General features: G+C 61.3%; 23 protein-coding genes and 1 pseudogene. 20 read left to right on the top strand and 4 right to left on the bottom strand.

Annotation, left to right across the window (positions count from 1 at the left end; all coding sequences use genetic code 11):
- Positions 1-65: 65 nt before the first annotated feature.
- The 19 genes and pseudogenes from BLU35_RS22035 to BLU35_RS21940 all read left to right on the top strand — a co-directional run bounded on the left by BLU35_RS22035 (position 66) and on the right by BLU35_RS21940 (position 20,068).
- A complete protein-coding gene (locus BLU35_RS22035; RefSeq protein ID WP_093234479.1) occupies positions 66-1,400 on the top strand; it encodes an ABC transporter substrate-binding protein in 1,335 nt (444 codons plus the stop codon).
- A 209-nt stretch (positions 1,401-1,609) separates the two neighbouring features.
- Entirely contained in the window at positions 1,610-2,557 is a 948-nt protein-coding gene (locus tag BLU35_RS22025) for a carbohydrate ABC transporter permease (RefSeq protein WP_093234477.1), read from the top strand.
- Positions 2,554-3,492 carry a carbohydrate ABC transporter permease gene (locus BLU35_RS22020; RefSeq protein WP_093234476.1) on the top strand — a complete coding sequence of 313 codons (939 nt, stop codon included), beginning with the start codon at positions 2,554-2,556 and terminating at the stop codon, positions 3,490-3,492. Before BLU35_RS22025 ends, BLU35_RS22020 begins: the two co-directional genes overlap by 4 nt.
- Entirely contained in the window at positions 3,489-3,677 is a 189-nt protein-coding gene (locus BLU35_RS22015; RefSeq protein WP_065372979.1) for a hypothetical protein, read from the top strand. The genes BLU35_RS22020 and BLU35_RS22015 overlap by 4 nt, the downstream gene beginning before the upstream one ends.
- 4 nt (positions 3,678-3,681) lie before the next feature.
- Positions 3,682-4,779, top strand: coding sequence for an ABC transporter ATP-binding protein (locus tag BLU35_RS22010; RefSeq protein WP_093234475.1), 1,098 nt, complete (start codon positions 3,682-3,684; stop codon positions 4,777-4,779).
- Positions 4,772-5,767 carry an ABC transporter ATP-binding protein gene (locus BLU35_RS22005; RefSeq protein WP_093234474.1) on the top strand — a complete coding sequence of 332 codons (996 nt, stop codon included), beginning with the start codon at positions 4,772-4,774 and terminating at the stop codon, positions 5,765-5,767. Before BLU35_RS22010 ends, BLU35_RS22005 begins: the two co-directional genes overlap by 8 nt.
- Positions 5,768-5,777: 10 nt before the next feature.
- Positions 5,778-7,397, top strand: coding sequence for a dihydroxyacetone kinase subunit DhaK (locus BLU35_RS22000; RefSeq protein WP_093234473.1), 1,620 nt, complete (start codon positions 5,778-5,780; stop codon positions 7,395-7,397).
- Positions 7,398-7,467: 70 nt separating this feature from the next.
- Positions 7,468-8,118, top strand: coding sequence for a LysR substrate-binding domain-containing protein (locus BLU35_RS21995; RefSeq protein WP_093234472.1), 651 nt, complete (start codon positions 7,468-7,470; stop codon positions 8,116-8,118).
- A gap of 149 nt (positions 8,119-8,267) precedes the next feature.
- Positions 8,268-8,564 (top strand): type II toxin-antitoxin system TacA family antitoxin, encoded by a 297-nt coding sequence (locus BLU35_RS21990; protein WP_093234582.1) that lies wholly within the window; start codon positions 8,268-8,270, stop codon positions 8,562-8,564.
- Positions 8,565-8,567: 3 nt separating this feature from the next.
- Positions 8,568-9,078 (top strand): annotated as a pseudogene (locus BLU35_RS21985) (GNAT family N-acetyltransferase).
- Positions 9,079-9,231: 153 nt separating this feature from the next.
- Entirely contained in the window at positions 9,232-10,281 is a 1,050-nt protein-coding gene (locus BLU35_RS21980) for a LacI family DNA-binding transcriptional regulator (protein WP_093234471.1), read from the top strand.
- Between the two features lie 93 nt (positions 10,282-10,374).
- Entirely contained in the window at positions 10,375-11,250 is an 876-nt protein-coding gene (locus tag BLU35_RS21975) for an ABC transporter permease (RefSeq protein WP_286161582.1), read from the top strand.
- Complete coding sequence (locus BLU35_RS21970) at positions 11,250-12,152, top strand: carbohydrate ABC transporter permease (protein WP_093234581.1); 903 nt, start codon at positions 11,250-11,252, stop codon at positions 12,150-12,152. The genes BLU35_RS21975 and BLU35_RS21970 overlap by 1 nt, the downstream gene beginning before the upstream one ends.
- A gap of 50 nt (positions 12,153-12,202) precedes the next feature.
- A complete protein-coding gene (locus BLU35_RS21965; protein ID WP_093234469.1) occupies positions 12,203-13,624 on the top strand; it encodes an extracellular solute-binding protein in 1,422 nt (473 codons plus the stop codon).
- Positions 13,614-14,819, top strand: a complete 1,206-nt coding sequence (locus BLU35_RS21960; protein ID WP_093234468.1) for an ADP-ribosylglycohydrolase family protein — start codon at positions 13,614-13,616, stop codon at positions 14,817-14,819. Before BLU35_RS21965 ends, BLU35_RS21960 begins: the two co-directional genes overlap by 11 nt.
- 16 nt (positions 14,820-14,835) lie before the next feature.
- Positions 14,836-16,935: an ADP-ribosylglycohydrolase family protein gene (locus BLU35_RS21955; RefSeq protein WP_093234467.1), complete on the top strand. Its 2,100-nt coding sequence runs from the start codon at positions 14,836-14,838 to the stop codon at positions 16,933-16,935.
- A 30-nt stretch (positions 16,936-16,965) separates the two neighbouring features.
- Complete coding sequence (locus tag BLU35_RS21950) at positions 16,966-18,015, top strand: ABC transporter ATP-binding protein (protein ID WP_093234466.1); 1,050 nt, start codon at positions 16,966-16,968, stop codon at positions 18,013-18,015.
- On the top strand, positions 18,012-19,229 hold the full coding sequence (locus BLU35_RS21945; protein ID WP_093234465.1) for a CaiB/BaiF CoA transferase family protein: 1,218 nt from the start codon (positions 18,012-18,014) through the stop codon (positions 19,227-19,229). The genes BLU35_RS21950 and BLU35_RS21945 overlap by 4 nt, the downstream gene beginning before the upstream one ends.
- The gene (locus tag BLU35_RS21940) at positions 19,226-20,068 is read left to right on the top strand and encodes an HpcH/HpaI aldolase/citrate lyase family protein (RefSeq protein ID WP_093234464.1); all 843 of its coding nucleotides are present in this window, start codon (positions 19,226-19,228) and stop codon (positions 20,066-20,068) included. The genes BLU35_RS21945 and BLU35_RS21940 overlap by 4 nt, the downstream gene beginning before the upstream one ends.
- 204 nt (positions 20,069-20,272) lie before the next feature.
- Here BLU35_RS21940 and BLU35_RS21930 read toward each other — a convergent pair whose 3' ends face one another.
- Positions 20,273-20,527 (bottom strand): hypothetical protein, encoded by a 255-nt coding sequence (locus tag BLU35_RS21930; RefSeq protein ID WP_093234463.1) that lies wholly within the window; start codon positions 20,525-20,527, stop codon positions 20,273-20,275.
- Between the two features lie 153 nt (positions 20,528-20,680).
- Here BLU35_RS21930 and BLU35_RS21925 point away from each other — a divergent pair, with 153 nt between their 5' ends.
- Positions 20,681-20,869 carry a hypothetical protein gene (locus BLU35_RS21925; RefSeq protein WP_093234462.1) on the top strand — a complete coding sequence of 63 codons (189 nt, stop codon included), beginning with the start codon at positions 20,681-20,683 and terminating at the stop codon, positions 20,867-20,869.
- Positions 20,870-20,957: 88 nt separating this feature from the next.
- Here the strand turns inward: BLU35_RS21925 and BLU35_RS21920 are convergent, their stop codons facing one another.
- From BLU35_RS21920 to BLU35_RS35700, 3 genes are all read right to left on the bottom strand, one after another.
- Positions 20,958-21,941 (bottom strand): L,D-transpeptidase family protein, encoded by a 984-nt coding sequence (locus BLU35_RS21920; RefSeq protein WP_093234461.1) that lies wholly within the window; start codon positions 21,939-21,941, stop codon positions 20,958-20,960.
- Between the two features lie 194 nt (positions 21,942-22,135).
- Complete coding sequence (locus BLU35_RS21915) at positions 22,136-22,405, bottom strand: hypothetical protein (RefSeq protein ID WP_057249283.1); 270 nt, start codon at positions 22,403-22,405, stop codon at positions 22,136-22,138.
- Positions 22,406-22,808: 403 nt separating this feature from the next.
- Positions 22,809-23,613 (bottom strand): hypothetical protein (locus BLU35_RS35700; protein ID WP_093234460.1); only part of this gene is annotated, 805 nt, incomplete at its 5' end.

The following is a 23,613-nucleotide window of genomic DNA, read 5'->3' as shown; positions in this document are numbered from 1 at the left end:
GCTATTCGCCACAGGCGTTTTCAGCTTCCGATGGAGGTCGGAAGAAAGGGGAGGAGGCCCCAGCTATGGAACTTCGTCATTTCAAATCATTGGCCGCATTGGGTGCCCTGCTGGCGGCAAGCGTCGCAAACACTGGCCACGCAAGCGCGACTGAGCTGACGCTTTGTTGGGCAGCTTGGGATCCGGCAAACGCCCTGGTCGAACTCAGCAAGGATTTCGAGGCCAAGAGCGGCATCAAGATGAAATATGAGTTCGTGCCATGGCCGAACTTCGCCGACCGCATGCTGAACGAGTTGAACTCCGGCGGCAAACTGTGCGACCTGATGATCGGCGACAGCCAGTGGATCGGTGGCGCCGCGGAAAACGGCCAATACGTCAAGCTCAATGATTTCTTCGACAAGGAAGGAATCAAGATGAGCGACTTTATCCCCGCAACCGTCGTCGGCTATGCCGAGTGGCCGAAGAACTCGCCGAACTACTGGGCGCTGCCGGCATTCGGCGACGTCGTCGGCTGGAGCTACCGCAAGGACTGGTTCGCCCGCCCCGAGCTGCAGGCGGAATTCAAGAGCAAGTACGGCCGCGACCTGGCCGTGCCGAAGACCTTCGCCGAACTCAAGGACATCGCCGAATTCTTCCAGAAGCGCGAGATCGACGGAAAGACGGTCTATGGTGCTGCGATCTACACCGAGCGTGGATCCGAAGGCATCACCATGGGTGCGATGGACGTGCTCTACAGCTTCGGCTTCGAGTATCAAAACCCCGACAAGCCCTACGAGCTCGAAGGATACGTGAATTCCGCAAAGGCGGTGAAGGGTCTGGAGTTCTATAAGGCACTCTACGACTGCTGCACGCCGCCTGGGCATTCCGACGCCTACATGTCCGAGGACATCGACGCCTACAAGTCAGGCCAGGTTGCCCTTCACATGAACTTCGCCTTTACCTGGCCCGGCATCAATGCCGATGCCAATGTGGGTGGCGACAAGTCGGGCTATTTCCCGAACCCGGCCGGTCCCGATGGCGTTGCCTTCGCGCAGCTCGGCGGCCAGGGCATCTCCGTAGTCTCAGCGTCCGAGAAGCAGGACGATGCCCTCGCTTACATCAAGTGGTTCGCCCAGCCGGAAATCCAACAGAAGTGGTGGCAGATGGGCGGCTATTCGGCGCTGCGCAAAGTGGTCGAAGATCCCGGTTTTGCAACCAGTCAGCCCTATGCCCAGACCTTCCTCGACTCCATGGCGATCGTGAAGGACTTCTGGGCCGAGCCTTCCTATGCCTCGCTGCTTCAGGCGACGCAGAAGCGCTTCCACGACTATGTGGTCGCCGGCCAGGGTTCTGCGCAGGATGCGCTCGACGGTCTTACCAAGGACTGGACGCAGATCTTCGACGACGAAGGCAAGTACTGACCGCCATCAGGCCATGGCCGTGCACCTCCCAGCGCGCCATGGCGCGACACGGAGCCGGGGATTTTCCCCGGTTCTGTCGCCGCCTTCTGCATGGTTCTTTCGCTCGTGGTCGATTGAAGGACGAAAACATGCAGCAATTCAAAGTGCTGCAGCGGCCTTTGCGCGTCTCTTGAGACGCGCGGCGCGGCAGTCAAATGAGGGAACTACCCATGCTGAAATCAACAGTGGACCGGGTCGCCGGAGCGACACCGCATGCCCTTGCCAAACGGGTCCGAGGTCTGTCAGATCGCTCGCTGGCCTGGTTGTTCGTCGCCCCGTCCATCGTCCTGCTTCTCGCGGTCAACATCTTTCCACTGATCTGGACAGTCCGACTGAGCTTTACGAACTTTCGCGTCAACCGACCGAATGCCGAGGTCCAGTTCGTAGGGCTCAAGAATTACTTGAGCATCCTGTCCGACAAGGACATCTGGCTGACCATGCAGGCAACGGCTCATTTCCTGATCTGGACGATCGTCCTTCAGGTGCTGATCGGCTTTTCCCTTGCCTATCTGATCAACAAGAAGTTCCGCGGCAACGATCTGTGGACGACGCTCATCGTCCTGCCGATGATGCTGAGCCCGGCGGTGGTCGGCAATTTCTGGACCTTTCTCTACCAGCCGCAGATCGGGCTCTTCAATTACGCAGTCGGTTTCCTCACGGGGGCTGATCCGTCGAGTTTCTCGATGATCGGCGACGTTTCGCTTGCCCCTTGGGCAATCATCATCGTCGACACCTGGATGTGGACGCCCTTCGTGATGCTGATCTGCCTTGCGGGCCTTCGTTCTATCCCGAGCAGCATCTATGAAGCAGCCGAATGCGACCGCGCCAGCAAGTGGCGGCAATTCTGGACGATCACCATTCCGCTCGTGCTGCCGTTCCTGATGCTCGCCGTGCTTTTCCGCGGCATCGAGAACTTCAAGATGTTCGACCTCGTCGTGCAGCTGACCGGCGGCGGCCCGGGATCGATCACCGAACTCACCTCGATCAACCTGAAGCGTGAAGCTTTTGAAAAGTGGCGCACCGGCTACGCATCCGCCTACGCCGTCATCCTCTTCGTCACCGTCTTCGGCCTGGCGTCGATCTACGTCAAAGCCCTGAACAAGGTCAAACAACGATGAGCTATTCCGTTACCGAGCCGTCGCAACGGCAAAAGTGGTTCGCCGGGATCCTGGTCGTTGGCTACGCGCTGATCACGATTCTACCGCTTGTCTGGATCATCGCGACGAGCTTCAAGTCGCCGGCCGACGCGATCGCCTATCCGCCCAAGACCTTCTTTACGCCGACGGTGGAAGGCTATGTCAACGTCTTCACGACGCGCACCCGGCTTACCGAGGAACAGTTGCAGGCGGTCGGCGAGCCGCAGACCTGGTATGACCTGCTGGTTCGCAAGGATGGCCTCGTCATCTCCGGTCCGTCGCGCTTTGCCGAGCGCTTCACCAATTCGGTGATCATCGGCTTCGGCTCGACCGTGCTCTGCATCGTGCTCGGCACGGCCGCCGCCTACGCCTTCTCGCGCTTCAAAGTTCCGCTGAAGGACGATCTGCTGTTCTTCATTCTATCGACGCGCATGATGCCGCCGATCGCCGTCGCCATCCCGATCTTCCTGATGTTCCGGTCGTTGGGCTTGAACGACACCCATGCGGGCATGATCCTGCTCTACACGGCGGTCAACCTGTCGCTATCGGTCTGGCTGCTGAAGGGCTTCATCGACGAGATCCCGGTCGAGTACGAGGAGGCGGCGCTCATCGATGGCTACACCCGGTTCCAGGCCTTCTATAAAGTGGTGTTGCCGCAGGCGGCGACGGGCATCGCCTCAACCGCGATCTTCTGCCTGATCTTTGCCTGGAACGAATACGCCTTCGCGGTACTTTTGACCTCGGGCAATGCCCAGACGGCGCCTCCCTTCATTCCAACCATTATCGGCGTCAGCGGTCAGGACTGGCCGGCGGTTGCCGCCGGGGCGACCCTGTTCCTCGTGCCGGTCATGGTCTTCACCATTCTTCTGCGCAAACACCTGCTGCGCGGCATCACCTTCGGAGCCGTACGCAAATGACAAGATTTTTCAATGGATTGCTGCATTTGCGCCGCGGTGCGTGGGAAATGCTGGCATCGGCTCTGATTGCGGCGGGCGTCTTCATGCTCATGCAGCCCTTCGCGCTCGTGCTCTATTCCTGGTCCTTCGTCATAACCTTGCTGGGCACGGTGATGTTCATCATCGTCAGCCATTTTCCGGAGTAAGCCGATGGCGCAGATCAGAATTCAGAATGTGCGCAAGGAGTTTGGTGCCTTCACCGCGGTGCGCTCCTCGAGCTTCACCATTGAGGATGGCGAGTTTTTCATGCTGCTCGGCCCATCCGGCTGCGGCAAGACGACGACCTTGCGCATGATGGCAGGCCTGGAACTGCCGACGAGCGGCGAGATCTTCATCGACGGTGAAGAGGTCGGGATGAAACCGGCCAGCAAGCGCGATATCGCCTTCGTCTTCCAGATGTTTGCGCTCTATCCGCATATGAACGTGCGCAAGAACATCTCCTATCCGCTGGTCAGCCAGGGCCTGCGCGGCGAGGAAGTCAGGTCGCGTGTCGCCGAAGTCGCCCGCATTCTCAAGATCGAGAACATTCTCGACAAGCCCGTCGGCGGCCTTTCGGGTGGCGACCGCCAGCGCGTTGCGCTCGGCCGCGCGATCGTGCGTCGCCCCAAGGCCTTCTTCATGGATGAGCCACTCGGCGCGCTTGATGCCGAGTTCCGCGAGCACATGGCCGAGGAACTGCGGGCACTTCACGACCGCATGGGCGCAACTACCGTATATGTGACCCATGACCAGCTCGAAGCGATGCAGATGGGCGACAAGATCGTCGTCATGAACCATGGGGTCGTCGAACAGTTCGGCAAGCCGCAACAGATCTACGACTGGCCCGCGACGAAATTCGTCGCTCAGTTCATTGGTTCTCCGCCGATGAACTTCCTGGAGTTCGAAGGGATGATCGGCGTCGGTGGCGGTGCCATCGATCTCGGCGGCATTGAGGTCAAGGTGCCGACGTCGCGGGAAGGACGAGCCGGAAGGCTGACGCTCGGCGTCCGGCCGGAACATGTGAAATTCGTCAGTGACGGCGCCTATCGGGGCCGCGTCAGCGCCGTCGAATATCTCGGGACCACCCAGATCGTGACGCTCGCAACGAGCCACGGCGACCTGAAGGCGCGCATTCCATCGGGCCACCGGGTTCAGGAAGGCGAGCAGGTCGGCCTCGAATTCGACGCGAGGACGCTTTCGGTTTTCGACGCGGAAACCGGCAAGGTGCTGCTATCCGACGGCAATGAAGGAGTGCTGAGACATGGCTGAAGTCGTCTTGGAAAACGTGACGAAGACGTTTGCTGGTACGGTCGCTCTCGATAATGTCTCACTGACGGTACCGGACGGTTCTTTCGTCGTGCTGCTCGGGCCGACCGGTGCTGGAAAGACGACGACACTGAGGATGGTTTCAGGCCTCGACTCGCCCGATCGCGGCGAGGTCTATATCGACGGGCAACCAGTGAAAGGGCTGGCGCCTGCCGAACGCAACGTAGCCATGGTCTTTCAACAATACTCGCTCTACCCACATCTCACGGTTCGTCAGAACCTGGAGTTCCCGCTGAAATCTCCGCTGTTGAAGACGCCAAGGGAAGAGATCGACCGGAAGGTGAGGGAGGTTGCCGAGGTTCTCCAGATCACGCACAAGCTCGACAACAAGGCAACGGCACTCTCAGGTGGAGAGATGCAGCGCGTTTCCATCGGTCGTGCTCTTGTCCGAGATCCGCAGATATTCCTCATGGACGAGCCGTTGAGTTCGCTCGACGCCAAGCTCAGGGCCGATCTTCGCATCGAGCTCAAGCGCATCCAGGCAAGGTCGGGCGCAACCCTGCTCTATGTTACTCACGACCAGATCGAGGCGATGACGATGGCGACCCATGTCGGGGTGCTGCATGAGGGCAAGCTGGTACAATTCGGCTCGCCGCGCGAGGTGTATGAGCAGCCGGTCAGCGTCTATGCGGCGACGCGCCTGGGACAGCCACGGATCAATGTGCTTCCGGCCGACATTTTTGCCGGCGCCCCCTTAGGCGCGGCAAGCATCGGCCTCAGACCGGAGCACATCCAGCAGGGTGCGGGTGAGGATGCACTGGTCAAGCGTGTCGAGCATCTCGGCGACCAGACGCGTCTGCATCTGACCTTCAGGAAACACGATCTCATCACCGTCACGGACGCCCACACGCCACTCCGAGGCGGTGAAACGATCAAGATTCAACCTTTAAAGCCGCTCTACTTCGATGCGGCAGGCATGCGTTTGGCTTAAGGAGCTCGAAATGTCGCAATTCATCAATAAGCGGGAAGATGTCGTGACAGAAGCGATCGACGGCGTTCTGGCCCTGTCCGGCGGCGCGCTCACCCGCCTTGACGGCTATCCGCATATCCGGGTCGTGTTGCGCAGCGACTGGGATAAATCGAAGGTCGCGATCGTCTCGGGCGGCGGTTCCGGTCATGAACCCGCTCATGTCGGTTTCGTCGGACGCGGCATGCTGACGGCCGCGGTCTGTGGCGATGTCTTCGCTTCGCCGAGCGTCGACGCCGTCCTCGCCGGCATTCTCGCCGTGACCGGACCGGCCGGATGCCTGCTCGTCGTCAAGAATTATACCGGTGACCGGCTGAATTTCGGTCTTGCGGCAGAGCGCGCCCGCGCCTTCGGGCTGAAAGTCAGCATGGTGATTGTCGGCGACGATATCGCGCTGCCCGATCTGCCGCAGGCGCGCGGCGTTGCCGGCACTCTGTTCGTGCACAAGATTGCCGGCGCACTTGCCGAACGCGGTGCCGATCTCGATACGGTGACGGCGGCAGCCAAGAAGGTCATAGCCGGTACGCACACGATCGGCATGTCGCTGGATACCTGCCGGGTTCCAGGGTCGCCGAAGGAAGAGCGGATACCGGAGGGCAAGGCGGAACTCGGCCTCGGCATTCATGGCGAAGCCGGTGTCGAGCAGATCGACTTTGCAGGCGCCCGCGCGTCGGTTGCGACCATGGCAGAACGGCTGGCGGCCGTCATGGGCGAAGGCGCGCACGTCGCGCTGATCAACAATCTGGGCGGTACCTCGGTGCTCGAAATGTCGGTGCTCGCCCACGACCTTATCAATCTGCCTCTCGGCAAGAGGATCACCCATACGATTGGTCCGGCGCCACTGATGACATCGCTCGACATGCAAGGCTTCTCGGTCTCGGTCTTTGCAGCGGATAAGGCGGAACTGGAACTCTTGAAGTTGCCGGTGGCGATCGCCTCCTGGCCGGGTGTGTCGGAGGTGCGGCCGATCGCCGTCAGCGCCTTGCCGGATGGTTTGACGCCGATCACGCCGATGGCATCCGACCATGGGGCGACGCGCGCATTCCTGATCGATTGCTGCAAGGTATTGATTGCTGCGGAGCAGGATCTCAATGCTCTCGATGCAAAGTCCGGCGATGGCGATACGGGCTCGACGCTGGCGGGAGCCGCTCGCGCCCTGATCAACGCCATCGATCGGCTGCCTTTATCCGATCACACCCAGCTTTTGCGGGCGATCGGCCTGGAACTGAGCCAGACCATGGGCGGCTCCTCCGGCGTGCTGCTTGCCATTTTCTTCGCAGCCGCCGGCGACGGAGCATCCAGCGGTCTACCGATGCGCGAGGCGCTTCGAACCGGGCTTGCGCGCATGCAAGAGATCGGCGGTGCCAAGATCGGGGACCGGACGATGATCGATGCTCTGTCTCCGGCGCTCGATGCGCTCGGCGACAGCGTGGTCGCGGCAGCCGCTGCCGCCCGTACGGGCGCGAACTTCACCTCCACCTTGACGCGTGCCAAGGCAGGCCGTGCGGCCTATATCAATGCAAAGCAGCTTGAGGGCCATGTCGACCCCGGTGCCGAGGCTGTCGCCCGGCTGTTCGAGCATCTGGCGGCTTAGGTTGCCGCTATCGTTGATGCTACGCCGCCGAGCTTTGCGTTCGGCGGCGTAGGGCGCGTGTCGCCCGTCTATGTCTGATCGAAAACCCGCCACATCTCCTGTATGGATCGCGGGGCGACCCCAGGACATCATGGGGGCATCGAGCATTCCCAATCTCCGTCAGAGTCTACAATCACCGGGCGAGAGCAAGGACGGCCCCGTCGAGCACGAGGCTGAGCGCGAAGCCCGCCAGATCGTGAGCAGAGCGGATCAGCTCGTCAACACGATGCGCGCCGCCGGGCAGGGCCGATCAGGCGGACTGATGATTGGACACCACAGCCCGATATCGGCTGGGAACCTTCGCGCCACACTGTTCGGGTGGCACGCCAGCAATCCTGATATCGATATCGATATCGATATCGATATCGATGTCGATGGAGTCGAGGCCGAGCGCGAGGACCTGATCAACGGGCTCAAGGATGGGATGGTCGACATCGCCATCATGATTGGGGAGGCGAGCTATCCGGGAATGAACCGCGCGACCTTCTGGAGCGAAAGGTTGCTCGTCGCAATGCCGGCAGCACACGCACTGGCCGAGCGCGAATGGGTGCAATGGTATAATCTTCGAAATGAGACCTTCCTGCTGACTGCGAGTGATCCCGGCCCGGAGCCCCCGCGATATGGTATTGGGCCGGCTGTCTGCATTTGGCACGCGCCCCAAGATCAAGATGCATGGGGTTAGCCGTGAGTCGATTATGAGCGTGCTCGGCCGCGGGCTTGGCGTGACGATTACGTGCGAAGGGGCGGCCGGCGCACAATACCCCGATGTCGTGCTTCGGGTTCCTTTCGCCAATAACCAGAATAGCTCATTAGGCAGAGGCCATGCGAACCATGCACCTAACACATCCGCCTCGCGGCCGAGTTCGTGGTGAGCGTCTGGAGGCGCGCGTTACGGCAGACCAGAAAAGCCTTATTGAGCGCGCTGCGGCCCTCCAAGGCCGGACAGTGACCGATTTTGTGCTGTCCAGCGTCCAGGAGGCCGCCCGTAGGGCGATCGAGGAGCATCAGCGTCTGGATCTGTCGGTTCGCGACAGCGAGACGTTCGTAGAAGCATTGCTCAACCCTCAGCCGGTCAATGCCCGTCTGCGTGACACGGTGCGCCGCTGTGGGCAGGCAACCCGCGTCTGACGGGTGGGGGACGATATCGGAGAAGCGCTGCGGGTCGAGATCGTCGGCGCACAGCACGACAGATCTGCGTTCGAAAGTGGCGTCGAGCCGCTCGACCGGTATTTTCGCATTCAGGCGGGTCAGGATGCCCGCAAGAACATGGCCGCGCCTTTCGTCCTGGTACTCGGACGGTACGGTGGCTGGCTACTACACCCTTTCCTCGTCCGCTGTGAATCTCGGGGAGCTACCGGAAAAGGGAGTCCGGAAATTGCCACGCTACCCGCTCGTTCCGGCAATCCTTCTCGGCCGACTCGCGGTCGATCGACGTCATCAAGGCAAGGGGTATGGCGGGTTTCTATTGGCGGATGCTCTCTTTCGGGCCGTGAGCAGCCAGATCGCATCCTTCGCGGTGGTCGTAGATGCCAAGGATGAAAATGCACGCCGATTCTACGAGCGCGAGAGCTTTTTGCCGTTTCCCGACCAGCCGATGAAACTGTTCCGGCCGATGGCGGACATCGAACAGTTGTTCAAATAAAAAGAGGGGAAGGGGATGGCCATTCTGGAAAGGGCGTGAGGCGGTGGGATATTTTCTCCTGCATATTGCCAAAGTGTTTTTCGCTGTGGTAACGTTCCCACAGAGTTCAGGTGATGGCTTGAAAAACATTGCCTGAGCTTTGGGAGGAAGCTTATGAACAACACGACTGGTCGAAGGGCGACCATTATCGACGTTGCGAAACGCGCAGGCGTTTCGAAGAGCACCGTCGCGCGTGTTCTCGGCGGCTCTGCCAATATTTCCGAGGAAGCACGCGATCGCGTCTTAAAGGCGGTCGCCGTCACCGGCTACGAGCCCAATCAGCTTGCCGTCGGCATGCGCTCCGGCCGGAGCGGTCTGCTCGGCATCGTTATTCCTGATATCACCAACCCGTTCTGGGCCGAAGTTGCGCGCGGAGCGCAGGATCGGGCGGCGAAGGACGACATTTCACTTCTCATCTTCTCGTCCGATTGGGATGCGCACAAGGAGGCAACCCACCTGCGTGCCCTGCGCCGGGCGCGCGTCGATGGCGCGATCATCAATCCCGTTGCGGATAATTTCGACGACCTCGACCGTTTTGGCATGCCCTTCGTATTCATCGGCTCCAGCGCCGAGCGCTTCCCCGATACGTTGAGCGTCGGCTCCGACATCGCTCAGGCGGTGCGGCTCGGCATGGATATTCTTGTCGAGCGCGGACACCCGGCGCCGGCATTGATGCTCGGCCCGAGGTCTCGTCTCGCGCGCGCCCGCTTCCTGCGCTCGGTCCACGAGCACTGCATCGCCCGCGATGTCGATCCCGAAGTCCTGATGGTCGAAGAGTCCGACTATACGGTCGAGGGCGGTCGCAGCGCGATGGCCCGCCTGCTTACGAAGCAGTGGAGAGGAAACCGCGCCGTGTTCGTCGCCAACGACCTGATGGCGCTTGGGGCCATGATAGCCGTTCGCGAGGCGGGGCTGAGATGCCCGGAGGACATCTCGATCCTGGGTTTCGACGGCATCCCGGCAGGGGCCTTTTCCTGGCCGGGCCTGACGACTATCGAAAAGCCCGGCCGGCAGATCGGCATTCGCGCGGTCGAATGCCTGATCGATCAGATCGCCGGTGGGCGCCAACGCGAACGGATTTATCTGCCGTGCCGACTGGTGGAGCGCGGCTCGCTTGCCGACGTTTCGGCCTCGGCACCCGTGCGCGTGGCGGCAGGGAGGTAAGCAATGACGGTAGGCAACGAGCTTGTGGTGAACGCAACTATGTCACGAAATGGGAACGTTCCCAGAATTCGGCGCCAGGGGCTATCGAGGGGTATGCGGCAATGGTGGCCGTATTACCTGATGATGGCGCCCGGCCTGATCTTCTTCGTGATCTTTCACTACTTTCCGATCTGGGAAGCCAAGATCGCTTTCGAGCAGCTGCGCATCATCCCGCCGAACATATGGGTCGGTATCAAGCATTTCCAGACGCTGTTCTCGTCGCCGATCTTCTGGCAGGTGCTGGCAAACACGCTGATCCTGTCGACGATGAAGATCGTCTTCTTCTTCCCGGTCCCGATCATCACAGCGCTTTTGCTCAACGAGATCCGCGGTGGCGCTTTCCGTAAATTCATCCAGTCGGCGATCTATCTGCCGCACTTCCTCTCTTGGGTGGTCATAGCCGGCGTATTTATCGCCGTCTTGTCGCCGAGCGACGGCGCGGTCAACGACATCATCGGCTTTTTCGGCATTCAGCCGGTGTCCTTCATGACCGACACGGGCTCGATCCGCTGGGTGCTGGTCTTCTCGGAGATCTGGCGATCGGCCGGCTGGGACAGCCTGCTTTATCTCGCCGCCATCATCGCCATCGATCAGGAGCTTTATGACGCGGCCGAGATCGATGGGGCGAACCGCTGGCAAAAGATCCGCTATGTCACCATTCCCGGGATCGTGCCGACGATTGCGACACTCTTCATCCTGAATGCCGGCATGTTCCTGAACGCCGATCTCAACCAGGTGATCAACTTCTCCAACGACGTCGTGCGCAGCAAGATCGATATCATTGACACCTACGTCTACCGCATCGGCCTGCAAACAGGCGAATACTCGCTGGCGACGGCCGCCGGCCTCTTCAAGGCGGTGCTCGGCATGCTGATGATCGTCGCAGCGCACCTTCTTTCCAAACGTCTTACCGGCAAGGGGGTATGGTGATGGCCGCCCACAACGTCCGCAGAACACCGCTTGAGCGGCTCGAATATGCGATCATCGTCTCGACGCTCTTGTTCCTCGTCGTCCTGACGGTCCAGCCGCTCCTCAACCTGCTCGCCATTTCGTTCTCCGATCCGGGCAAGGTCGCAGGCATGAGTGGCCTGACGGTCATCCCCAATGGGTTTTCGACCGAGGTCTGGGATCTGCTGATCAACAATTCCGCCGTTCAGCGGGGTCTCCTCAATTCGATCTTTATCACGCTGGTCAGCACCGCTCTTGGTGTCGTTCTTACGGCGCTGATGGCGTGGGCGCTTTCTCGTCCCGGTCTGCCGGGACGGCGTATCATCTTCGTCTTCGTGCTGGTCACGATCGTCTTCGAGCCCGGCATCATCCCGGACTATTTCATCAACAAGCGCCTCGGCCTGCTCGACAGCTACTGGTCGCTGATCCTCTTCAAGGTGGTCAACGCCTGGTATCTGATCATCCTGGTGCGCTTCTTCGAGGAGGTGCCAAAGGAACTGATCGAGGCCTCCGAGCTCGACGGCGCCAATCCGTTCCAGATCTTCTGGTACGTGGCGCTGCCGCTCGCCAAATCGGCGCTCGCGACCATCGCGCTCTTCTATTTCGTCTTCCACTGGAACGAGTTTTTCCGGGCGATGATCTACCTCAACGACCAGTCGAAGTGGCCGCTGCAGGTCGTCCTGCGCCAGTTCGTGGTCGAGGGCGACAAGCTCGCCATGGTAGGGGTGGTCGAAAGCAACACCTACACGGGTGCGAGCCAAATCAACATCCGTGCGCTGAAGGCCGGCATGATCCTGCTCACCATCGCGCCGATCCTCGCGATCTACCCGCTCATCCTGAAGTTCTTCACCAAGGGCACCATGAGCGGTGCGCTGAAGGGCTGACGATGTCGAACCGAAACATAAATGGCCAAAGCATATTGGGAGGAACAAACATGCTTGGAAGACTGATCCTTGGCGCAACGACCGCCGTGGCACTGATGGCGAGCGTCGCGATGCCCGCCTTCGCCGATCCGGTAACGATCCGCGTCGTCTCGAAGGACCTCACGACGAGCAATCCTGACGACGTCAAGCTCATGAAGGCCTATGAGGAGGCGCTGAAGGCGAAGGGCACCGACATCCACATTCAGGTCATCGACCTGCCGTCCTCGGGCTACGCCGACAAGCTCAGCGCCATGCTTCTGTCAGGCGATATCCCGGACCTCATCTATTTCCAGGGCGGCGACGCCAAGATGGCCGAACAGGGCGTGCTCGAAGACTGGAACAACTGGCTGCCGAAGACGACCTATCTCAAGGACGCGCTCTTTCCGCACAATGTCGAGCGACTGAAGAACTATCCTTATCTGCTCTATGTCTATCCGCCGCGCATGCCGCAGCCGGTCATCCGCGCGGATTGGCTCGAGAAATCGGGCGTCGCGGCGCCGAAGACGACAGACGATTACGTCACCCTCTTCAAGGCGATCAAGGACGGCGATCTCGACGGCAACGGCAAGGCCGACAGCTACGGCGTCACCACTGCCGATAACACCCAGGAGCTCGATGCGATCTTCAATCAGGCCTTCGGCGTGACCGGCACCTGGCTGAAGAACGATGCCGGCGAATGGATCCATGCCCGCGTCTCGGCAGCGGAAAAGGCGAAGATCGCCTTCTATGCATCGCTTCGCGAGCAGGGCCTCTATGACCCGGAGTTCATCACTACCAAGTGGGACGTGAAGGAAGACAAGTTCTATTCCGGCCGGGCCGGCGTGATCTTCGGCTCTTCCGCAGAGGTCATCGACATCTATGGCGGCAAGATGCGCCAGGCGCATCCTGACGTGACGCTGAGCCTGCTTTCGCCGCCGAAGGGGCCGGCCGGCCAGGGCCTGATGGCACTCGACGTTTCGAAGGAGTCCCGCGGTCTCGCCATTGCGACGACCTCTGAACACAAGGAAGAGGTGGTCAAGCTGCTCGATTTCATCGCCAGCCCCGAGGGCCAGGCGATCGAGCGCCTTGGGTTTGCAGGCGAGCAGTACACAAAGGACGGCGAAACCATCAAGCCGACCGACAAGCTCGCCACCTGGTATGCCCGCTTCCTCGTTGCCGCCAACTGGCAACCGCCGGTGCAATGGCTGAGCGAGGCCGCGCAACAATCGCTGAAGACGATCTCAGCAGACTTCAAGCCGGACAACGCTTTCGTCTGGCCTGCCGAATACGCCACCGACATCGATGCCACCGAAAACGTCTACCGGGCCTGGGTGTACAAGTTCGTCTCCGGTGAAGCCAAGATGGACCAATGGGACCAGTTCGTTTCCGAATGGAACGGTGCCGGCGGCGAGAAAATGACCGAATATGCAAGGACGGTTCTCAATGACAAATGATGCTGCAGGGCTCTCCCTCAAGGGAAGGGTCCGGGCGCTTCTCTTTGGCGTCGCTTACGGCGACGCCATCGGGGCGCCGGTCGAAAAACTCTCCGCCGCAGAAATTCGTGAGCGCTATGGCCGGGTGACGTCGCTCAACACCGAGTGGCACCGGATGAAGCAGAGCGAAGCGGCCCGCAACGGCCGTGTCCGCGGTGGCGGCATCGTTACCGACGACACGCTGATGACGCTCTGCGTCATGTCGATCTACGACGACGTCAAGCGTCACCTCGATGCCTGGGACATGGCTTCCGGCATGGTGCGCGAGATCGCCTGGACGCCGCGCTGGGTGCCGGAATTGCAGCGCGAAACGATGCTCATTGAGCGTCTGTTCTATCCGGAAAAGTGGATCTTCCAGCGCCATCAGCTTTCCGGCTGCGACCCGCGACAGGGCGGGGTCGGCAACATGGTGAACTGCGGCGCGGCCATGTACATCGCTCCGATCGGCGTGGCGAACGCCTGCGATCCGAAGGCAGCCTATGACGAGGCGATCGCCTTTGCCTCCGGCCACCAGCAGAGTTTCGGCCTGGAGGCTGCCGGCGTGCTTTCGGCAGCCGTTGCCGCCGCTTTCGTGCCGGGCACCACGCTTGACGCTGTCGTCGAAGAAGCGCTTGCCGTTGCCAAAGACGGTACGCGCAATGCGATTGCCGATATCGTGGGCGCCGCGCGCGCACTGAGGGGCACGGACCATCAGACGGTCGTCGCCGAGTTCCATCGGATCATCGCCCGCTACTCGCCGATGGGCGACAATGTGCAGCATACGCCGCAGAAGGCAGGCATTGCCACGGACGCCTACCAGCCGTCGCGCCTCCACGCGATCGAGGAATTGCCGCTGGCCCTCGGCTTTGCCGTCGTCAATGACGGGGATTTCTACAAGACGATCGTCGACGGCATCAATTCCGGCCGCGACACGGATTCGATCGGCGTCATGGCTGGCGCGATCCTCGGCGCCATGCATGGCGAGAGCATCATAGACCGGGCGATGGCCTCCCAGCTCGACCGCGTCAACAAGCTCGACCTCTTCGGCTCCGCCGATGCCTTCACCGAAACGGTGACTGCCATCCAGGCGGCAGACCGCAAACGCGAAACAGCGCGGGCGCAGGCACGCGCGGGCCTCGTTGCCGTCCCCGAACTCACCCAGGTTTCCAGTCTCTAGTCTTTGAAAGTATCCGATGCTCAGCACCACAGAAATCTTCGAGCGGATCTATTCCGGCTTCATCGGCAAGGCGATCGGCGTGCGCCTCGGCGCTCCTGTCGAACCGACCATCTGGAGCTATGAACGCATCCGGGACACCTATGGCGAGGTGACGGAATATCTGCGGGACTTCAAGAATTTCGCGGCGGACGATGACACCAACGGCCCGGTCTATTTCATCCGGGCGCTACGCGACTACGGTCTCGGCGCGACCGCGGAAGAGGTCGGCAAGACCTGGCTGAACTATGCGGCCGAGGAACACGGCATGTATTGGTGGGGCGGTTTCGGTAATTCGACCGAGCATACCGCCTACCAGAACCTTCGGGCCGGCATCCCGGCGCCGCAGTCCGGCTCGATCGCCCAGAACGGCACCACGGTTGCCGAGCAGATCGGCGGCCAGATCTTCATCGACAGCTGGGGCTGGGTGCACCCGGCCGACCCGAAGGCCGCGGCCGAAGCGTCCGCGCGTGCCGCAAGTGTCGCCCATGACGGCGAGGGATTGAACGGCGCGCGTTTCTGCGCCGCGGCGATCGCCCAGGCCTTCGTTGCAAAAAGCATCGAGGAAGTCATCGAGACCGGCCTCGCGACGATCCCGGCCGATTCCATCTACGCCAAGGTTTCTCGCGCTGTACTTCGTTTCCACGACAGCAACCCGAACGAGTGGCGCGCCTGCCGCGACATGCTGACTGCGGAATGGGGCTATGACCGCTATCCCGGCGTCTGCCACATCATTCCGAACGCCGGCGTTCTCGTCATGGCGCTGATCTATGGTCAGGGCGACCTTTCGCGCACGGTCGAAATCGCGACGATGGCCGGCTGGGATACGGACTGCAATGCCGGCAATGCCGGTGCGATCGTCGGCACCCTGCAGCAGGTGCAGCCGAGCTGGGACAAATACCGCAAGCCGATCAACGATTTCGTCGTCGCCTCGGGCGTTACCGGCACGATCAACGTCGTTGATATTCCCTCTTTTGCCCGCGAGTTGACCGTGCTGGCGCTCCGCCTGCAGGGGCGGGAAGCTCCAGCGCTCTGGGTCGAGGATTTCGAGCGTCGCGGCGTGCGTTTCGACTTCGACGCTCCCGGCGCGACCCATGGGTTCCGCACCGAGCCGTTCAACCAGATTGCCGTCAAGGCATCGGCGGAGCGCCATACGCAGAATGCCAAGGGATCGTTGGAAATCCTGCTCGACCGGCTGGAACGCGGGCAGGGTGGGCGGATCTTCTGGAAGCCCTTCTACAGCCGCTCCGACTTCGACGACGAGCGCTACCGCCCGATGTTCACGCCGCTTGCCGATGACGGCCAGACGGTGAAGTTCAAGCTCTGGCTCGACCCGTGGAATGGCGACGGCAATCTGCGGGTGGCGTCCTACGTCCGTCGTGCCATGACCGGCACCATTCAGGAAACGAGCGCCTGGCACGTGCCCTCGACGAGCGGCTGGCAGGACTACGAATTCACCATCCCCGATGGCAATGGCGAGGCGGTCGATGAGATCGGTATCCTGGTCGAATATTTCGGCCGCCTGAAGTTCCTCGGCCGGCTGTTTCTGGCGGACTTCACCGTGTCCGGCAAGGGCCGCGCCGTGATCGACCCGGCCAAAGAAGTGCACGAATGGGGCGGCATCACCCGCTTCACCTGGAACCGTGGCCATTGGAGCCTGCAGCAGGGGCGCATCCATGCGCATACGGCGACCGATGCGGATGCCTGGACCGGCAATGCCTACCTGCGGGACGTCAGTGTCGTCGCGGAGCTTCAGCCGCTCTCCGGCGCCTCGCATCTGGTGGTGGCACGCGCTCAAGGGACAAGCCGCTTCTATGCCGCCGGTTTTGAGAATGGCGAGGCCGTGATCCTTCTGGAAAATCACGGCACCAAGATCCTCGCGCGCAGCTCGTTCCGTATCGAATACGGCCGGAGTTACGCGGTCGATCTCACGGTCGAAGGCGGCAAGCTGGCGCTTTTCGTCGATGGTGAGCGAGTGCTCCAAGTGGATGATGCGACGCTCAGCTACGGCATGGCAGGTCTGCGCATGGCCTCGGCTGGACGCATGTCGATCGGCCGGCTCGAGGTCGCCGAGCGCTAGTCGCGCGACGAGGAAAGGAAGGGAGGAAACATGTCCGAGATAGAGCTCAGAAGTGTCGGCAAGAGCTATGGCAGTGTCGCCGTGCTCAACGACATCTCGCTGGAAATGGGCGATGGCGAATTCGTCGTGCTCGTCGGCCCTTCGGGCTGCGGCAAGTCCACGCTGTTGCGTATGATCGCCGGATTGGAGGATATTTCAGCCGGCGAAATCACCATCGGCGGCAAGGTCGTCAACGACATGCCGGCGAAGGAGCGTGATATCGCCATGGTCTTCCAGTCCTACGCGCTCTATCCTCACATGAAGGTCGCGGAAAACATGAGTTTCGCGCTGAAACTCGCCGGTGCGCCAAAGGCGGAGATCCACAAGCGCGTGACCGAGGCGGCCGAAATCCTCGGCCTGGAAAAGTTGCTCGACCGCTTGCCGCGGGAACTCTCCGGCGGCCAACGTCAGCGTGTTGCCATGGGCCGCGCCATCGTGCGCGACCCGCGCGCCTTCCTCTTCGATGAGCCGCTCTCGAACCTCGATGCCAAGCTGCGGGTGAAGATGCGCGGCGAGATCAAGAAACTGCATCAGCGGCTGCGCCGGACGATGGTCTACGTCACCCACGACCAGACCGAGGCCATGACCATGGCCGACAAGATCGTGGTGATGAACGGCGGCAAAATAGAGCAAGCGGGCGCGCCGCTCGAACTCTACAACGACCCCGCCAATCTCTTCGTTGCCGGCTTCATCGGCTCGCCGGAGATCAACCTCATCGAGGCGATCGCTGACGGCGAAACGGCATTGACCCGTGGCGGCGTCTCGCTGCCGCTTGGACGACAGGTGCATCCGGGTACGCGGCTCGTCTGCGGCATCCGCCCGCAACATATCACGCTTGGAGCAACGGGTGTGCCGGGCCGCATCAGCCTGGTCGAACCGACCGGCGAAGATCAGGAAATCGTCGTCGATATGGGCGGCCAGGATATTTCCGTCGTCGTCCATGGCGGCAAGCTGCTTTCGGCCGGCCAGGATGTGACGCTTACGATCGATGCCGACAAGGTTCTGCTCTTCGACAAGGAAACCGGGGAGCGCATTCGATGAGCGTGTTTGCCAAGCGACAATTCGATCCCGCTGCCAAGGGGCCGCTTGTCGGCACAAGGGTTTTGGACCTCTCGCGCCTCGTCGCCGGCAACATGCTGTCGCTGCAACTCGCCGATGCCGGCGCCGACGTCATCAAGATCGAGCCGCCGGCCGGCGATCCGCTGCGCGACTGGAAGGACGACGGTCATTCGCTCTATTGGAAGACCTATAGCCGTAACAAACGCTCCGTCGTGCTCAACCTTCGGCAGGAGGCGGCCATGGCGGCGCTCTGGGCGTTGATCGAAACGGCCGACGTCTTCATCGAAAATTTTCGGCCGGGGACGCTGGAGCGCATGGGCCTTTCGCCGGAAGCGCTGCATGCCCGCAACCCCAACCTGATCATCGTTCGCATTTCCGGCTTCGGCCAGACCGGCCCCTATGCGCAGTTCCCGGGCTTCGGTACGATCGTCGAAGGCATGAGCGGATTTGCCTACCGAACCGGCTTTCCCGACCGCGAACCCGTGCTGCCGCCGTTGGCGCTCGCCGACATGATCGCCGGTGTCTACGGTAGTTCGGCCACCGTGACGGCGTTGCTCGCGCGCGATCGCGGTTACGCAAAGGGACAGGTGATCGACCTCTCGCTGCTCGAACCGATGTTTTCCGTGCTTGGGCCCGAGGCGGCGATCTACCAGACGACCGGCAAGATCAAGGAGCGCGTGGGCAGCGCCTCCAACACAGCCGCGCCGCGCAACGTCTACCGGTGCCGCGACGGCAAATACGTGGCGCTGTCCGGTTCCACGCCGCAGGTCGCAAGGCGGATTTTCGAGATCATCGGCCGTGCCGACATGAACGAGGATCCGCGCTTTGCAACGAATTCGGAGCGCGTTAAGAACCGGGATCTGGTCGACGAGGCCGTCGGCGGCTGGTTTGCCGGGCACGACCACGACGAAGCGCTGAAGATCATGCGCGAGGCCGGCGCGACGGTTGGGCCGATCTACAACATCGCAGATGCCGTTTCCGACCCGCATTTTACCGAGCGTGAAATCATCGTCGACGTGGAGGACGCGGAGTTCGGTAGCCTGCCGATGCACAACATCGTGCCACGGCTTTCGGAGACGCCGGGTGTCTGGCGGCGACCGGCACCAACGCTTGGGGAACACACGGCTGAAGTCCTGACCGAAGCCGGCCTAAGTGCAAGCGCAATCGACCTCATTCTGAAGGAAGAGGCAGCATGAGACTGCGATCTCTTCTCTATGTGCCTGCCTCGTCCGAACGCTTCATCGCCAAGGCGCATGAACGTGGCGCCGACGCCATCGTCCTCGATCTCGAAGATTCCGTCGCCGACGGCGAAAAGCAGGCGGCACGTGCTGGACTTGCGCAGTCAGTCCACCTGGCCGGGCGAAGCGGCGCCAAGACCTTCGTCCGGATCAATGCCGAACCGGGATTGCAGAAGGCGGATGCCGAGGCCGCCTGCCGTGCAGGCGCCTTCGGTCTTTTTATCGCCAAGGCCCGTTCGCCGGAGCAGCTGCGCGCTCTTGCCGAACATCTGGCACCGATTGAACGTGAGCTCCGGCGCGAGCCGCTCGTTTTCGTCGCGCTGTTGGAAGATGCCGGCGCGGTGCTGGACGCAAGACCAATTGCCGCCTGTCAGCGCGTATTGGGCCTCGTAGCCGGTGGTGAGGATATTGCCACGAGCATGGGGGCCGAACCGCTCCCCGAGGTGTTGCGTCTGCCGAAGTTGCTCGTGCATCTCGCGGCCAAGGCGGAAGGCAAATTGTCCTTCGGCACTCTCACGACCGTTGCCGACTATCAGCAGCGCGATGCCCTTGAGGCGGCTGCCCGCGAAGCGAGCCGCCATGGCTTCGACGGTGCAACCTGTATTCATCCCTCCGCCGTGCCGATCATGAATGCCGCGTTTTCACCAAGCGAAGAAAAGGTCGCCTGGGCGCGCGCCGTGCTCGATGCCGCGGCAGGTGCGGCGGCCGAGGGCAGGGGTGCCTTCCTTGTCGGCGACAGGATGGTCGATGCACCGATCATCGAACGTGCCCGCCGCATTTTGCAGAAGATCGATTAGACAAAGCCCGCGGAGGCCCCCGCCTTCTTGCAAGGAGATCTCCGGCCTGGTGTCACGCCACGCGGAAAGTGGCGAAACACCCTACAGCGCCGCGCGTCTTATCAGACGCGCAAAGGTCGCTGTAGCACTTTGAATCGCTGCATGTTTTTGTCCTTTAACCGGCAACGATTAAAGGAAACATGCAGTAGCCGCCGCAACCTGAAATCACATGGCGTCCTTGCCCTTCATGGCATTCTCCATGTGGGTCTTGCATTTCGCAGTATCTTTCGCCGCCATTGCTTCCTTGGCCATGGCCAGTTCCTTCGTTGCCATCTCCTTCTTGGTGGCGTCGGTGATGGAGCCCACATCCGTTTCCAGCTTTGTCATGCCGGCTTCATCGCAGGTCATATCGGCCTGGGCCATGGCGGTGCCGGTGAAAGAAGCCGCCATGACGGCTGCAATCAGAAGTCTATTGAACATCGCATCTGCCTCCTGTTTTGGGTGGTATTTCGCGCCCCAAACCAGCGGGCGGAAACTACGTTCCCTTGAAGGCGACAATTGCCGTCCGATTCAGTGGAGGGGCGGAACCAAACCGGCCTGCCAACGTTATGCGCTCGCAAGGGGAGGTGCAGGATGAAACACGCGGATATCCGAACAGTCGACAACCCCCAGGCCAAACATATCTGGGACGTCGCCGATTATTGCCGGCGCACCGGCATTCACAAGACCGAAGAGCAGCGCCTGATCAAGGTGCTTGGCAGATACGCGACGAGGCATGAGCTTCAGATGAACATCGTGCGCGTTCAGACGCGCATACGCTGATTGCTGGATACAGGCTTTTCACGCAGTACCACGGCCGGACCGCTCGTTTGCGCGGCTGCACTCTCTCATTCGCGACGTCGCTTCAGGCTCAGTCTACGAACTTAACGATGACGCCAGGCTTGACCATCCCTGCCAATTCTTCCGCATCCCAGTTCGTCAAGCGGACGCATCCGTGCGATCCGGACTTGTCGATCATCGATGGTTCCGGCGTGCCGTGGATTCCGTAGGTTGGCTTCGACAGGTCGATCCAGACGCTTCCAACAGGGCCGTTCGGACCGCCGGGCAACGTCATTATCTTCCGGTTGTCGCCCTGCTGGAAGTTGATCTTCGGATTGTAGACATAGGGAGGCGTGCGAGCGACCCCCTTGACCTTATGCGTGCCGGAAGGCGACGGGGCCTCTCGGCTGCCGATCGTGGCTGGATAGGCGGCGATCAGCGTTCCGTCGCCTGCGAAGGCCATGACCTGGCCCCAGCGTCGGTGCACTTCGATGCGTTTGACTGTCCCCTGCCTTGAGGCTCCGGGGATCATAACGGACACGGTATCGCCGACCGAAAACATAGAGGCCGTATTGAGCGCCTTGAAGAGATCAATGTCCATGTGAAAGCGCTCGGCCAGCTTCTCGGCGACGCTCGTATATCCGAGCTGATCCATTTTCGCCTGTTCGGAGTAGTCTTTGGGTATAGTGGCGACGAGATCTTTGGTGTCCTCTTCGGAGATGACATAGGGCTGTACCGCCGGCGTCTGGTCCGAAAGTCGTTCAATGACATCCGGGTCCAGTTTGCCGTCTGCAGGCAGACCTTGCATGGTCTCGAAGGCAGCAATCGCCTTGCGGACGTTCTCGCCGTCGTAGCCGTCGATCACGCCAGGCGACGCACCCGCGCGATCCAGAAGAACTTGAAGCCGAACGATGGCGGGGTCGGGTTCGTCAGCGGCTCCCGTCTTCGGCTCCAACGAAGTGGGCGCGATCGAAGCGTTGTTGATCGCATCTGGCTGAAGCGGCTGGGCCAGAGCGATAGCGGCGGGAAACAGCATCAACAGTGCTATCGACAGGGTCATGTTTTTCATGACCATTCAATCGACTGGACGCAGGATTTGTTCCCGCCTATCGACATGCCGCAGCTGGCCGGGATCATAGCCCGGAAAGCCGACACGCCGCTGATCGCGGCAACAGCCATTTTCCGCACGGTTCCCGATGGGGTGCGGAAACGCTCTGCTCTCACAAGGGGTCGACCTTGCAGGTCTCGCGGATCTATCTATCGGCGGAGCTAGTTGAGCACACGCATCGGCGCGCCGCGTCGGGGAAAGGACGTCGCCTCCGAACGCGATCGCTCCAGCAACATGGCGTTTTCAAACAGGGTACCCTCGTCGCAGATGCCGCCGCGAAGCTGATCCGTCAGATACCGAACCAGACGCCCTGCACGCAGACTGTTCGCAGGGATGTTCTGCCACAGGCAGACCCGGTCGAATGTGCGCTGGAGCATTTCAAGCTCGGTTGCATTCCATTGGCCATTAAGATCATTGACTGCCCACTGCATTGAAACCTCCCTGGCGGCCGTGGTTCCCGGCCCATCCTCCAGTTGACGCTCTCAGTTTCACGCGGGGGTATCGCTGATAGCCTTCGACCCGCGGACCTTCTTGGGAGAGATAGGCTTCATTCGCCCGATCTCCCATGCAGTCATTCCCGGTCGTCGGCACGGGGGGGACGACCGGCCGGTCAATCTATACCTCTTCATGGAATTAAGCCAGTGACGATGGGTTGCCGTGGACTCGGCACCCGCAGCACGTGCCTTTTGTGGTGATCATCGCTATCTGCAAAAAGGGAGCGTATGCATCGATACAAGAGTTCAAAGTTGATTGCGTACAGATTTCCATTCGCGCGTCGTTCGCTGCGGCGGGTGATCGAACAACATAGGAACGGATACGAATCACCGAGCAAGATCAACCGAAGGTCCCGGCGATCAGCCGGCACCAGTGTTCTCCGGCAATACCGTTGAAGAAGCCTTGCCCGTCCCGGCAGGCCTGGACGATTGCCGGATCACGGGAGTGAAGTACGGTTGAGTAAACATGGACGAAGGCGATCCGACGCCCGAGCATGGCTTCCATAAGCACCGGCTGTGTCCGTCCCCGTAAGCCCGGGAGCCCACGCTTGGCGGCATGATCGACAAGACAGTCGATGACCGGGCCAGCCTGGCCCGGCAGCGCCAAAACCTGCAGGACCCGCCCGATCGCGCCCGCCCTGGCGTAATAGGCGAAAGCGCCAACGAGCGTGCCGGTGCGCGCGGCAACCAGAGCGTAGACGAGCTCTCCCTGTTCGGGCTTTTGCTCCGCATCACCGAGAATGTAGTTGAGTTGCCCTTCGGCCCATTCGGGGCGCAGCGGAAAGTGCGCGATGAAGCGATCGACCACGGCGGCAAAGCCGTTGCGATCGGTTTCCTGTGTCGTGAAACCGGCCTGGCCGATGCCGGCGGCAGACACGGCGGACCAGCGTTGTTCGCCCGGCGCCATCCGCTTGCGGTAGGCGCTGTCAATGGCCCGCGCGAAAGGTGCGGCAAGTCGCGCCGGCTTGATGCGGTCGGACGCAACACTCAGGCTGAAGGACGCGGGTTGGATGACGCGCACCCAGTCGAGGCTGTATTGCGGCAGGACGACGCCCCGCAGCCGTGTCCACATCTGCATCGAGACGTCGCTTGCGGTTTCGCTGAAGGAAAGATCCTGTGGTCCGGCCAGAAAGGCCTTGAGGATG

The organism is Sinorhizobium sp. NFACC03 (genome assembly GCF_900103435.1).
Classification (GTDB): Bacteria; Pseudomonadota; Alphaproteobacteria; order Rhizobiales; family Rhizobiaceae; genus Ensifer.
This window is presented reverse-complemented; position numbering and strand designations above follow the sequence as displayed.